At 67.7% G+C, this 12,939-nt stretch carries 14 protein-coding genes and 1 pseudogene; 8 read left to right on the top strand and 7 right to left on the bottom strand.

The window, feature by feature from the left end:
- Positions 1-124: 124 nt before the first annotated feature.
- Positions 125-1,228: an AI-2E family transporter gene (locus tag AC3XYG_RS40920; protein ID WP_489145664.1), complete on the top strand. Its 1,104-nt coding sequence runs from the start codon at positions 125-127 to the stop codon at positions 1,226-1,228.
- Positions 1,229-1,408: 180 nt separating this feature from the next.
- On the opposite strand, the gene AC3XYG_RS40925 is transcribed toward AC3XYG_RS40920, so the two are convergent.
- A complete protein-coding gene (locus AC3XYG_RS40925; protein WP_489145665.1) occupies positions 1,409-1,837 on the bottom strand; it encodes a metallopeptidase family protein in 429 nt (142 codons plus the stop codon).
- The gene (locus AC3XYG_RS40930; RefSeq protein WP_489145667.1) at positions 1,834-2,610 is read right to left on the bottom strand and encodes an SDR family NAD(P)-dependent oxidoreductase; all 777 of its coding nucleotides are present in this window, start codon (positions 2,608-2,610) and stop codon (positions 1,834-1,836) included. Before AC3XYG_RS40930 ends, AC3XYG_RS40925 begins: the two co-directional genes overlap by 4 nt.
- 109 nt (positions 2,611-2,719) lie before the next feature.
- Between AC3XYG_RS40930 and AC3XYG_RS40935 the strand changes: the two genes are divergently transcribed.
- Positions 2,720-3,016: a YciI family protein gene (locus AC3XYG_RS40935; RefSeq protein ID WP_489145668.1), complete on the top strand. Its 297-nt coding sequence runs from the start codon at positions 2,720-2,722 to the stop codon at positions 3,014-3,016.
- Here the strand turns inward: AC3XYG_RS40935 and AC3XYG_RS40940 are convergent.
- Positions 2,979-4,214, bottom strand: a complete 1,236-nt coding sequence (locus AC3XYG_RS40940) for a multidrug effflux MFS transporter (protein ID WP_489145669.1) — start codon at positions 4,212-4,214, stop codon at positions 2,979-2,981. The two genes, AC3XYG_RS40935 and AC3XYG_RS40940, sit on opposite strands and share 38 nt — an antisense overlap.
- Positions 4,207-4,923: a M48 family metallopeptidase gene (locus tag AC3XYG_RS40945; protein ID WP_489145670.1), complete on the bottom strand. Its 717-nt coding sequence runs from the start codon at positions 4,921-4,923 to the stop codon at positions 4,207-4,209. Before AC3XYG_RS40945 ends, AC3XYG_RS40940 begins: the two co-directional genes overlap by 8 nt.
- A gap of 391 nt (positions 4,924-5,314) precedes the next feature.
- On the opposite strand from AC3XYG_RS40945, the gene tauA reads away from it, so the two are divergent.
- From tauA to AC3XYG_RS40975, 6 genes are all read left to right on the top strand, one after another.
- Positions 5,315-6,319 (top strand): taurine ABC transporter substrate-binding protein, encoded by a 1,005-nt coding sequence (tauA, locus tag AC3XYG_RS40950; RefSeq protein ID WP_489145671.1) that lies wholly within the window; start codon positions 5,315-5,317, stop codon positions 6,317-6,319.
- A 26-nt stretch (positions 6,320-6,345) separates the two neighbouring features.
- On the top strand, positions 6,346-7,125 hold the full coding sequence (gene tauB, locus AC3XYG_RS40955) for a taurine ABC transporter ATP-binding subunit (protein ID WP_489145672.1): 780 nt from the start codon (positions 6,346-6,348) through the stop codon (positions 7,123-7,125).
- Positions 7,126-7,206: 81 nt separating this feature from the next.
- Positions 7,207-7,974, top strand: a complete 768-nt coding sequence (gene tauC, locus AC3XYG_RS40960; protein WP_489145673.1) for a taurine ABC transporter permease TauC — start codon at positions 7,207-7,209, stop codon at positions 7,972-7,974.
- Positions 7,975-8,011: 37 nt separating this feature from the next.
- Positions 8,012-8,860 (top strand): taurine dioxygenase, encoded by an 849-nt coding sequence (tauD, locus tag AC3XYG_RS40965; RefSeq protein ID WP_489145674.1) that lies wholly within the window; start codon positions 8,012-8,014, stop codon positions 8,858-8,860.
- 128 nt (positions 8,861-8,988) lie between these two features.
- Positions 8,989-9,783 carry a GNAT family N-acetyltransferase gene (locus tag AC3XYG_RS40970; RefSeq protein WP_489145675.1) on the top strand — a complete coding sequence of 265 codons (795 nt, stop codon included), beginning with the start codon at positions 8,989-8,991 and terminating at the stop codon, positions 9,781-9,783.
- Between the two features lie 187 nt (positions 9,784-9,970).
- Positions 9,971-11,362: a hypothetical protein gene (locus AC3XYG_RS40975; protein ID WP_489145676.1), complete on the top strand. Its 1,392-nt coding sequence runs from the start codon at positions 9,971-9,973 to the stop codon at positions 11,360-11,362.
- Positions 11,363-11,493: 131 nt separating this feature from the next.
- Here the strand turns inward: AC3XYG_RS40975 and msrA are convergent, their stop codons facing one another.
- The 3 genes and pseudogenes from msrA to AC3XYG_RS40990 all read right to left on the bottom strand — a co-directional run.
- On the bottom strand, positions 11,494-12,018 hold the full coding sequence (gene msrA, locus AC3XYG_RS40980) for a peptide-methionine (S)-S-oxide reductase MsrA (RefSeq protein ID WP_489145677.1): 525 nt from the start codon (positions 12,016-12,018) through the stop codon (positions 11,494-11,496).
- Positions 12,015-12,464, bottom strand: coding sequence for a peptide-methionine (R)-S-oxide reductase MsrB (msrB, locus tag AC3XYG_RS40985; protein ID WP_489145678.1), 450 nt, complete (start codon positions 12,462-12,464; stop codon positions 12,015-12,017). The genes msrA and msrB overlap by 4 nt, the downstream gene beginning before the upstream one ends.
- 203 nt (positions 12,465-12,667) lie before the next feature.
- Positions 12,668-12,939, bottom strand: a pseudogene (locus AC3XYG_RS40990) (carbohydrate ABC transporter permease); the annotation flags it as partial.

Here is a 12,939-nt window from a genome sequence, read left to right on the forward strand (position 1 = left end):
CGGCTGGCTGAAGCGCCATCCGTGGTTCGAGGATGAACTTCTGCCCGTTCTGCGGGTTAGAGCCGCGGCTGCCCTGGCGGGCTAGCCCGTATCGCCGCCGCCGGTTTCGTCGCAGGATCGCCCGATGAGCATTGACCTCGCCGCCCCTTCCGAGCCTTCGGGCCCCGACAGCCACAATGGCCACCTGCCGGAGATGCCGCTGCCGGAAGACCCCAAGACGATCTTCCTCGGCATCCTGTGCCTGGTGGCGGTGCTGGCCTGCCTGTCGATCGCCCGCGACATCGTGCTGCCGGTCGTGCTGGCCCTGGTGCTGAAGCTGCTGCTGCAGCCGCTGGTCCGGCTGCTGGAGCGGGTGCGGGTGCCGAAGGCGATCGGCGCGCTGGCGGCGATCCTGGTGCTGATGGCGATCTTCGTCGGCATCGGCACGCTGCTGACCAGCCCGGCCGCGACCTGGGCCGGCAACCTGTCGACCGAATGGCCGGAGATCCAGGCGAAGTTCGCCTTCCTGGCCGACCCGCTGCACAACCTGCAGCAACGGCTGGAACAGATGGGCGTGCGGTTCGGCAACGCCGGATCGCTGCTGGAGAACCCGACCGGCATCGTCAGCACGATCTTCGCCGGCACCAGCACCATCGCCTCGCATCTGTTCGAGACGCTGCTGATCCTGTTCTACCTGCTGGTGTTCGGCGAAACCTTCCTGCGCCGCTTCGTCGAGATCCTGCCGAACTTCATGGAGAAGCGGGAGGCGGTGTCGATCTCGCAGCAGATCGAGCGCGACCTGTCGGCCTATCTGCTGACCGTGACCGTGATCAACGCCATCGTCGGCGCCGCCACCGCCCTGGTGATGTGGGCCTGCGGCGTGCCGGCGCCGGTGCTGTGGGGCGTCGTCGCCTTCTGCCTGAACTTCGTGCCGATCCTGGGCCCGATCTTCGGCGTGCTGCTGTTCCTGGGCGTCGGGCTGATCGCCGAAGGGCCGGCCTGGCTGGCGGTGCTGCCGGCGGCGCTGTATCTCAGCATCCATGTCGCCGAGGGCGAATGGTTCACGCCCATGGTGCTGGCCCGCCGCTTCACCATCAACCCGGTGGCGGTAATCCTGGCCCTGATCTTCTGGTACTGGATGTGGGGCGTGCCCGGCGCCATCCTGGCGGTGCCGATGCTGGCCATCACCAAGATCGTCTGCGACCGCCTGCGGCCCCTGCGCGCCCTGGGTCATCTGCTGGAGGGGTAGCCGCGGCTTCGGCGAACCCAAAAAGGGCTCGGACACCCTTCGAAGGGCGGAGACCGATTGAGAATGCGCTGGCGTGAGTCGGCTGGCGGTGGTTTCGAGAACCGGAGCGCAGCGGACGTTTGGGTCCGTGAGCACCGGAAGCGCAGAAACCGCCGTCAGACGGCCGCGCCAGTAGCATTATCAACGGTCTCCCTCGTCCGCCTCCAGCTCCAGCGCCTCCATATCGTCGTCGGAGAAGCCGAAATGGTGGCCGATCTCGTGGATCAGCACGTGGCGGACGACATGGCCGAGGTCTTCGCCGGTGTCGCACCAATAGTCGAGGATCGGCCGGCGGTAGAGGAAGATCATGTCCGGCCGGGTGGCGATGGCGAAGGTCTTCTGGCCGAACGGCACGCCGGTGTAGAGGCCGAGCAGGTCGAACGGGCTTTCGATCTCCATCTCCGCCAGGGTCTCGTCATCCGGGAAGTCGACGACCTGGATGGCAACGCCGCGGACCATGGCGCGCAGCCGCGCCGGCACCCGCTCGAACCCTTCCTCCGCCAGCACGATCAGGTCCTCGATCGAGGGCGGGGCGCCGAAGGCCGGGATGTCGTCGTCGGCGGGGTTCATCGCGGCGCCAGGCGGACGGCGCCGTCGAGGCGGATGACCGACCCGTTCAGCATCTCGTTGGCGGCGATGTGCAGCACCAGCTGGGCGAATTCGTCCGGCCGGCCCAGGCGGTGCGGGAACAGCGTGGTGGCGATCAGGCTGTCCTGCACCTGTTGCGGCATCGCCGCGATCATCGGCGTGCCGATCAGCCCCGGCGCCACGGTCATCACCCGGATGCCGCTCTTGGCCAGCTCGCGCGCCGCCGGCAGGGTCAGCCCGACCACCCCGCCCTTGGAGGCGGAATAGGCGACCTGGCCAACCTGGCCCTCATAGGCCGCGACCGAGGCGGTGGCGATGATCAGGCCTCGCTCGCCGGAGCTGCTGGCGCTCTCCGGCAGCGGCTCCTCCGCCGCCATCGCCGCGGCCGACAGGCGCAGCAGGTGGAAGGTGCCAAGCAGGTTGACGCGGATCACCTTCTCGAACAGGGCCGGGTCGTGCGGCCCGTCGCGGCCGAGCAGCCGGGCGCCGGGGGCGATGCCGGCGCAGGCCACGGCAATGCGGGCGGTGCCATGCGCCGCGCGGGCCTGGTCGAGCGCAGCCGCCATCGAGTCGCCGTCGCCGACATCGCAGGCGACGGCCAGGCCGCCGATCTCACGCGCCACCGCCTCCGCCGCGTCGCGGTTGAGGTCGAGCAGCGCCACCTTGGCGCCTGCGGCGGCCAGGGCCCGGGCGGTGTCCGCCCCCATGCCCGATCCCGCCCCGGTGACCACCGCTGCCAGCCCGTCGACCTTCATCTCGTCTCTCCAACCGGATATCCTGCCCCTGCCTAGCAGATCGCCCGGCCGGTTGCGACCGGGCCGAACGACGCTATGATCGGTGCCGGACGATACGGGGGAGGATGCGATGCAGTTCCTTGTGACGGTCCTGGACGGCACCGATGCCGAGGCCCCGGCCCGGCGCCAGGCGGTGCGCGAGGCGCATCTCGTCGGCGCCCGCCGGATGGCCGAGGAGGCCGTGATCATCGCCGGCGGCGCGATCCTGGACGATGAAGGCCGGATGATCGGCTCGACCGTCATCTACGAGGTGCCCGACCGCGCAACGCTGGACGCCATTATCGCCGCCGACCCCTACGTCACCGGCGGGGTGTGGCGGAACATCGAGATCAGGCCGTTCCGGGTGGCGGTGCGCTCGAAGACTTGACCAGCAGCCGGAACGCCGCCAGGGCGCCGAGCGCTGTCAGCAGCACCATCAGCGCCATCGGCAGCGCACCGGTGACCAGGCCGGTGGCATGGCCGATGGCGATGCCGACCAGCGCCGCCAGCGTCATCTGGGTGAAGCCCATCAGGGCCGAGGCGGTGCCGGCCATGGCCGGGAACGGCCCGATCGCCCCGGCGATGGCGTTGGGAAATGTCAGGCCGACGCCGGCCATCACGACGAAGAACGGCCCGACCACCGCCCATACGGTGAACACGCCGGCCGCGGCCAGCCCGGCCATGACGGCGGCGCCGGCCAGCATCACCGCCGTTCCGGTCGCGATCATCCGGTCGATGCCGAGCCTGAGCGTCAGCCGGCCGGAGCCGAAGGTGCCGCAGATATAACCGACGCAGACCGTGCCGAAGCAGGCGCCATAGGCCGGCGGCGACAGGCCGAGCATGCCGGACAGCACGAAGGACGAGCCGGAGATGAAGGCGAAGATCGTGCTGTAGCTGCAGGCGACGACCAGGACGTAGCCGACATAGCGGCGGTGGCGCAGCAGCGCGCCGTAGTTGCGCACCAGCCGGGCCGGGCTGGTCGCCAGCGGATCGCGGTGCCGGTTGCTCTCGGCCAGCAGGCCGGCCACCGAGGCCAACATCAGGGCGCCGAAGCCGACCAGCAGCCAGAACGTCGCCTGCCAGCCGAAGGCCTGCTGCAGCACCCCGCCGATCATCGGCCCGATCGCCGGGGCCAGCGCCATCGCCATCGACATATAGGCCAGGATGCGGGCCGACCGCTGGGGACCGTACAGGTCGCGCACCACCGCACGGCCCAGCACCGGGCCGCTGCAGGCCCCGAGCGCCTGCAGGAAGCGGCACAGGATCAGCATCTCGATCGAAGTCGCCAGGGCGCAGGCGATGCTGGCGGCGGTGAAGATGGTGACGCCGGCCAGGATCGCCGGCCGCCGGCCGATGCGATCGGACAACGGGCCGTAGACCAGCTGCGCCACGGCAAAGCCGACCAGGAAGCCGCTGAGGGTCAACTGCACGGTGGCGATGTCGCTGCCGAAGGCGGTGACCAGCGCCGGCAGCGACGGCAGGTACAGATCCGTCGACATCGGGCCGAAGCCGGTCAGCAGCGTCAGCACCACGGCGATGATGATCGAGGGCTGCGCGCCCCCGGCCCCGACAGACCTCTCAGCCATAGAGATGCAGGTCCTGCCCCTTGGCCTTCAGCCAGGCGCGGCAGCCATCGGCATCCGGGTGCAGCCGGTCGACCACCGCCCAGAATCGCGGCGAATGGTTCATCTCGACAAGATGCGCGACCTCATGCGCCACGACGTAGTCGAGCACGGTTTCGGGCGCCAGCAGCAGGCGCCAGGAATAGCTGATGCGGCCACTGGAGGCGCAGCTGCCCCAGCGGCTGCGGGTGTCGCGCACGGTCACGGCGGCGACATGGACGCCGAGCTGCAGCGCCGCCGCCCGGCTGCGGACCAGCAGCTGGCGCCGCGCCTCCGCCTTCAGCCAGGCCAGCGCGCGGGGACCGACATGCTCCGCCGGGCCGCCGACCCGCAGCTCGCCCTGGGCGAGTCGCGCACCACGGCTAGCCGCCGGGTCATGCACGATCCGATGCGGCAGGCCGAGGATCGGGATCTCGACATCCGGCGCGAAGGGAGTCCGCACCGGCATGGCGGCGCGGCGGCGGCGCACCCATTCCACATGGCGGGTGACGAAATCGGCGATCACCTGGGCCGAGACCCGCAGCGGCGCCACCACCACCACCTCGCCCAGCGCCGGGTCGACCCGCAGCGACAGCCGCCGCGCCCGGGCGTTGCGGCGCAGCGCCACCGGCCGGTCGAGACCGGTCACGGCGAGCAGGGCGATCGGCAGCTTGGGGTTGGCGGCTTGGGGCATGGCCGGACCATAGACGGAGCGAGGCCACAGGGGAATCAGGGTTTCATTAATAACTTAATTTCTATGTTCTTTAATTCACCAACAACGTATGTTGATGTTTAATTCTGTTGACTTGACCCAGCGAGCCGTGAAAATCTCTGTCCTGTTCGGTGCCATCCGGAACCGCCCGCGGCAATTTTCCGTGCAGCTTGCGCCGCGTCACCAAACGCTAAGCGCCACGACCGGGTTCGTGGTCTCGAGGAGTCGATGTCCATGTCGCAGTTCCGCCCTTCCGGTCGCTGTCGCCGCACGGTCTGATCCCGTCTTTCCCCGTTCATCCGGTGCCCCGGCCGTCTGATCCGCGCATTGCGCGACCGGCCTGTGAGCGCGCCTTTATCGTCCAAGGACTGCCATGCTTATCCAAATCCTCCGATGGTCCCTGCTGGCCGGCGCCGCCACCATCGTCCTCAGCAACTTCGCCCGCGCCGACGACACCCTGACCATCGGCTACCAGACCACGGTCGAGCCCTCGAAGGTCGCCCAGGTCGACGGCCTGTATGAGAAGGCCACCGGCCAAAGCATCGCCTGGCGGAAATTCGACAACGGCGCCGACGTCATCGCCGCCATCGCCTCCGGCGGCATCCAGATCGGCTATGTCGGCTCCAGCCCGCTGGCCGCGGCGGCCAGCCAGGAGCTGCCGATCCGCACCATCCTGATCGCGTCCGAGATCGGCGCCGCCGAGGCACTGGTGGTGCGCAACGGCGCCGGCATCGACAAGCCGGCCGACCTGTTCGGCAAGACCGTCGCCGTGCCCTTCGTCTCGACCACGCATTACAGCCTGCTGGCGGCGCTGAAGCATTGGGGCATCGACCCGAAATCGGTCCATATCCTGAACCTGCGGCCGCCGGAGATCGCGGCCGCCTGGCAGCGCGGCGACATCGACGCCGCCTATGTCTGGGACCCGGCGCTGGGCAAGGCCAAGGAAACCGGCAAGGTGCTGGTCACCTCGACCGAGGTGGCGGGCTGGGGCGCCCCGACCTTTGACGCCTGGATCGCCCGCAGCGACCTGATCGAGGCGCATCCCGAAGTGGTGCAGGCCTTCACCGATGTCACGCTGAAGGAATACGCGGCCTACCGCGCCGATCCGAAGGCGTGGACCGCGAATTCGGACGACGTCGCCAAGATCGCCCGGCTGACCGGCGCGAAGGCGGAGGAAATCCCCGCTTTGCTGCAGGGCAGCGTGTTCCCGGTGGCGGCGGAACAGGCCGGCCCGAACCTTCTGGGCGGCGGCACGGTCAAGGCGATCACCGCGACCGCGACGTTTTTGCAGGAACAAGGTAAAATCGACCAGGCGTTGACCGACTACGCGCCCTACGTCGATGCCCGTTTCGTTGCCGCAGCACCGGTGACGAACTGAGAAGACAGGGCGCAGAGAGGCTCGCCATGTCGGTTCTGGCTGTGAATGCCGTTTCCGTGACCTATCCCGCTGCGGATGGCGACATCCGCGCGCTCGATAGAATCACCCTCGCGATCGAGCCGGGCGAATTCGTCGTCGCCCTCGGCCAGTCGGGATGCGGCAAGACCACGCTGTTGAACCTGATGGCAGGTTTTCTGGCCCCCGAGGCAGGGACGGTTACGCTTGGCGGCGTTCGTGTGACCGGACCTGGGGTGGAGCGGGGCGTCGTCTTCCAAGATGACGCCCTGTTCCCCTGGCTTGACGTGCTGGGCAATGTCGGCTTTGCGCTGCGGCTGCGCGGGATCCCCCCGGCCGAGCGCGACGACCGGGCCCGGCGCATTCTGCGGCTGGTCGGGCTGGAAGGCTTCGAGCACCAGCGGCTGTGGGAGCTGTCGGGCGGCATGCGCCAGCGTGTCGGCCTGGCCCGGGCGCTCGCGGCAGACCCGCAGGTGCTGCTGCTGGACGAACCGCTGGGCGCGCTCGACGCGATGACGCGGGAGCGGATGCAGGAGCTGCTGCTGGACCTGTGGCACCGCACCGGCAAGAGCCTGTTCCTGATCACCCACAGCATCGAGGAAGCGCTGTTCCTGGCGACCCGGCTGGTGGTGATGTCGCCCCGGCCCGGCCGCATCGTCGAGGAGCTGACGCTGGATTTCGGCCGCCGCTACTGTGCCGGCGAACCGGCCCGCCGGATCAAATCCGCCCCCGATTTCATCGCCCTGCGCGAGCGGGTGATGGACCAGATCTTCGAACGCGAGGCGGCCTGAGTGTCCGATCTCGTGCTCCAGCCGCCGGCGTCCGACCCCGTTCGCAAGGGGGTGGTGCCGCAGCGGCCCCCCGTCAAGAGAATGAGCCGCGGGACGCGGCTGATCAGCCTGGCCACGGTGGTGTGCCTCCTGCTCGCCTGGGGGCTCGTCTCCAACCTCCGCCTCGTCCCGCCGCTGTTCCTGCCGACGCCGCAGGCGGTGCTGCACAAGCTGGTCACCGTCACCACCACCGGCTTCGCCGATGCGACGCTGATGCAGCACCTGGCGGCGAGCCTGGGCCGGGTGTTCGCCGCCCTGGCGCTGGCCCTGGTCGTGGCGGTGCCGGTCGGCCTGGCCATCGGCACCAGCCGGGTGGCGCGCGGCATCCTCGACCCGCTGATCGAGTTCTACCGGCCGATCCCGCCGCTGTCCTACCTGCCGCTGATCATCATCTGGTGCGGCATCGGCGAGGCGTCGAAGGTGCTGGTGATCTTCCTCGCCATCTTCGCCCCGATCGCGATCTCGACCGCGTCAGGGGTGCGCGCGGTGCCGCCTGACCGGCTGCGCGCCGCCCGTGCCCTGGGCGCCACCAAGGCCCAGCTGCTGCGCCACGTCATCCTGCCGAACGCGCTGCCGGAAATCCTGACCGGGGTGCGCATCGGCCTGGGCGTCGGCTGGTCGACCCTGGTGGCGGCCGAGCTGGTGGCCGCCACCAGCGGCCTGGGCTTCATGATCCAGAGTGCGGCGCAATTCCTGGTCACCGACGTTGTGATCCTGGGCATCCTGGTGATCGCCGCCGTCGCCTTCGCGATGGAAACCCTGCTGCGCCTGCTGCAACGCCGCCTGACGCCCTGGCACGGGCGGATCTGATACCAACACGACCTCAACCATCGGGAGGACCGCCGCCATGCCCGACAGCCTGTCGACCATCCTGTCCGTCCAGCCGCTGAACCCGACGATCGGCGCCCTGGTGCGCGGCGTCGACCTGGCCCAGCCGCAGGGCGAGGCCCATGTCGCCGCCATCAACCGCGCCCTGCTGCAGCATCACGTGCTGTTCTTCGAGGGCCAGGACCTGACCCCGGCGGCGCATCGCGACTTCGCCGCCCGCTTCGGCGCGCTGCATGTCCACCCGGTCTATCCGCATGTCGCCGACGTGCCCGAGATCATCGTGCTGGACACCCATCCGGACAACCAGCCGGACAACGACAACTGGCACACCGACGTCACCTTCATCGAGACGCCGCCGATGGGCGCGGTGCTGGCGGCGCGTGACCTGCCGCCGTCGGGCGGCGACACCAGCTGGTCCAGCAGCAGCGCCGCCTTCGACGCCCTGGCGCCGGCCTGGCAGGCCTTCCTGACCGGGCTGACCGCGCTGCACGACTTCGCCCGGTCCTTCCCGCCGGAGCGCTTCACCGCGCCGGAGGAGCGCGAACGCTGGCAGATCGCGCGCGACAAGAACCCGCCGGTGATCCACCCGGTGGTGCGCACCCACCCGGCGACCGGCCGCAAGGGGCTGTTCGTCAACGAAGGCTTCACCACCCGCATCGTCGGCTTCTCGGCCAAGGAGAGCGACGCGGTGCTGCGCTTTCTGTTCGACCATGTCGCCAAGCCGGAATTCACCGTGCGCTGGCGCTGGAAGCCGGGCGACGTCGCCTTCTGGGACAACCGCTGCACCCAGCATTACGCCCTGGCCGACTACCTGCCGCACCGGCGGGTGATGCACCGCGCCACCATCCTGGGCGACCGGCCGGTCTGAGTGTCTTTTGTGATTACCGCAGTAACGCACCGGCTCATCCCCGACATCGCCCCGTAGCATTGAAATCCGAGGCTTCCGCGATCCTGCCGCCCCTATCGATCGGGGCGGCGCCATCGCCGGAGCCGACCATGCCGCACCCCGAAGCCGTCGAATCGCTCGAGCACTATGCCTCGGTCTGGAAGGCGCTGGTCGCCGACCGCCCAGGCGCCGACACCACCGACGGGCCGGGCCTGTCGCTGAGCTGGGCCGACAGCCCGTTCCCGTTCTGGAACGCGGTGTTCCTGACCGAGCAGATCGCCGACGCCGAGGTGCTGCAGACCCGCATCGACGACGCGGCACGCTATGTCCGGCGCAAGACCAAGGCCGGGCTGATCTATATCTGCGAGGAGTATCTGACCGGCACCGCCCATGGCAGGCTGACCGCGGCCGTCGCCCGGGCCGGGCTGGACTTCGCCCTGCCGATCACCGGGATGGCCGGCGACATCCTGCCGCTGCAGGCACCGCCCCATCCCAGGCTGAAGATCCGGCGCGTGACCGATGCGGCAGCGCTGCAGGCCTATGCCGACATCAACTCCGAAGGCTATGGCTTCCCGCTGGAATCGGGCCGCGCCGGGCTGAAGGGGCAGCGCTTGTGGACCAATGAGGCCTTCAGCTTTCTCGGCTACGAGGATGGGCACCCGGTCTCCGCTGCCTCGGCCGTGCCCCATAAGGGGCGGCTGTATCTCGCATTGGTGGCGACCCGGCCGGCGGCGCAGCGCAAGGGCTATGGCGAGGCCGTGGTCCGCTACGCCCTGCAGGCGGCGCATCAGGCGACCGGGCTGACCCGGACCATCCTGCACGCCACCGATGCCGGCGCCCCGGTCTATGCCCGCATCGGCTATCGCCGCACGGCACGCTTCCTGACCTACAAGCCGGCGGGGTAGGCGCGGCCGCGTCTGGTCCCGACATGATGGCTTGCTGGCCAAACGGGCGCGGCCCCGTCCGATCACCGCCCGCGCATGGCCCCATGCCGTCATTGCATCGGCATATCGGCAGCATTCGCCCTAAATGTCATGAATGCAATGTCGTGTCCGGCTACCGGACCTCTGACACTTCTGATGAGAGCAACAGATGACGGATCGGCCTGGAAACAGTGCGCTGACATCCTTCGGCCTTGGCTGGATGGCAAAGGTCACGACCATGGCGCAGGACCGGTACAACAGGGCCGTGGAGGCCCTCCAGTCGGCAACGGGCTCGCGCCTGGACCGGAACCCTGTTGCCACCGGGGTGGAACTGGCCGCGAACTGGCAGGCCGCCAAAAAAGAGGCGATCAAGACGCAGGTCAGTGGCTTCCAGGCGGACTATCCATTGGAGGCGGCTCGGTTCGAAAAAGAACTGAAGGACATTTTTGACAATCAACTCAATCGCGATCTATCCAGCAAACTGGCGAATATCGATAAATCTAGACCCAATGAAAACCGAGCCGAAGTCCTGGAGATTGTTGCTGAATACTCCAAAATTATGGATAGATTTTTTGACGGCTGGAAAGAAAGCCAAGATGTCCTCTACGAAATTGCCGAGGCAAAAAGAAGCATCAGGCGCGCGCTCGACGATATCGAAAGAGAATATCGGATTATCGAGCCGTTTTATTACGACCCCAGCGCAAACGAAAACGATCCGTCCGCAAGGTCAGGAGCACCCGTCACCGCACAGCCGGTGCCTGGGCCGCAACCTCGCAGCGACCTGATCGACGTCAAGAATGAAGACGACATCAGGATGCAGGGGCTTCTCCGCACGTTCCTGTCATTGAGCGGGAACCAGGGCCCTGCCCCGGAGCTGAAGGAAGTCGTCGACTCGATGTGCCGACAGATCGAGACGAAACTGGACAAGATCGTCGACCCGACAGTGCCCGGAAACACCGCCGCATCTTCGGATGCGCCCCCGCCGCCGCGGACAGGCCTCGAAAATCTGGACCTGCACACCAAGCTCTTCGAGTTTTTCAAGGAGGAGCGGAACATCACCATATTCCGCCGCCCGGATGAACAGAGGGCCGAGGCCATCCAGGACCTCAGGGAACATATCGATGTGCTGATGAGCATTGCCGACGTCGACAGCAAGGGCGCGCCTCTGCCTCAGGCACCCGTTTCGGGCCAGGCTTCCGGGCGGAGGTTCGTCGAAGAAGAGCAGGCTAGACTTCGGAACGACCTGGAGGCCGAAGCAGGCAGGCTCCTCTCCGATCTGCAAAGCCCGGCGGTCCCGAATCCGGACCCCAAAATGATCTCCGGCTTCCGCAAGATACTGGAAGGCGTTGTTAAAAGTCGGTTCCTGGATCTCCGCAACCGTGACGTGCCGGAGGCCGAGGCGCTCGAAATCACAAGGTCGGTCACGTCCCAGATGGAGAGGCTGATCCTGAGATTGTCCGCCAACGAACTCCGCGGCCTCCCGCGCAGCTCTCCTGTGTACACGCGATATTATAGGGACCTGAATCGTCTGGAAGCCCAATTGCTCCTGGAGGGCAATTGAGCCGGCTGCGGATGCTGGCGACCGTCACCGGCACGCGTCAGGGACAGGGCACGCCATCGTGCCTGCCGATGCCCTGTCCCTGATGCTTCACCGGTCAGCCTGCAGCCGCCTTCGGCACAGGCCGGACCGCTTTACTCCGCGGCGTCGGACGCCGCCGGCTTCCGCACCGGCAGCACCCAGTTCGGCCGGATGAAGTGGCAGGTGTAGCCGTTGGGGATGCGCTCCAGATAATCCTGGTGCTCGGGTTCGGCCTCCCAGAAATCCCCCACCGGCGCGACCTCGGTCACCGCCTTGCCCGGCCACAGCCCCGAGGCGTCGACATCGGCGATGGTGTCTTCCGCCACCCGCTTCTGCTCCGGGCTGGTGTAATAGATCGCCGAGCGATAGCTCAGGCCGCGATCGTTGCCCTGGCGGTTCAGCGTCGTCGGGTCGTGGATCTGGAAGAAAAACTCCAGCAGCCGGCGATAGGGGATGACCGCCGGGTCGAAGACGATCTCGATCGCTTCGGCATGGGTGCCGTGGTTGCGATAGGTGGCGTTGGCCACGTCGCCGCCGGAATAGCCGACGCGGGTGGAGATCACCCCGTCATAGCGGCGGATGAGATCCTGCATGCCCCAGAAGCAGCCGCCGGCCAGAACCGCGCGTTCCTGTGTCATCGAATGTCCTCCACCTGGTCGAGATAGGCCCCATAGCCCTGCGCCTCCATCTGGTCTCGATGGACGAAGCGGAGCGAGGCCGAGTTGATGCAATAGCGCAATCCCCCGCGATCCACCGGGCCGTCGGGGAAGACGTGGCCGAGATGGCTGTCACCGAACTTCGACCGCACCTCGATGCGGATCATGCCGTAGCTGGAGTCCTTCAGCTCCTCGACATGGGCCGGCTCGATCGGCTTGGTGAAGCTGGGCCAGCCGCAGCCGGATTCGAACTTGTCCGACGACGCGAACAGCGGCTCGCCGGAGACGATGTCGACGTAGATGCCGGGTTCCTTGTTGTCCAGGAGGGGGCCGGTTCCCGGGCGCTCGGTGCCGCTTTCCTGGGTGACGCGATATTGTTCCGGGGTCAAGGCGGCGACGGCTTCGGCGGTCTTGCGATAATCTGGCATGCGCGGCTCCATCCTCGCATCGGGCCGACCGCGCCCGATATGGCTGCGGCACGCCCGTGCTCTACCTCTACGGCCTGCAACAGCGGATCGTTACCGTCGCCGGCTTTTGCAGACCGATATCTGGGGTTCGGCAAAACCGTTGTCCAGCGGCCAGTTCGGGATGGCGCCGGAATGGCAGGGTTTCGCTATCGCGGCCGGGAGCCTTACCCCTTCACCGCGCCGCCGGCCAGACCGGCGACGATGTGGCGCTGGGCCAGCAGGAAGAAGGCGATCGCCGGCGCCAGGGTCAGGGTGACGAAGGCCAGGATCTTGTTCCATTCGGTCGAATATTCGCCTTGGTAGTTCATGATCCCCAGCGGCCAGGAATACATCTCCGGCGAATTGAACATGATCAGCGGCAGCATGTAGTTGTTCCAGCTGGCGACCAGGGCGAACACCGCGACCGTCGCCAGGATCGGGCGCGACAGCGGCAGGG

The organism is Inquilinus sp. (genome assembly GCF_057815775.1).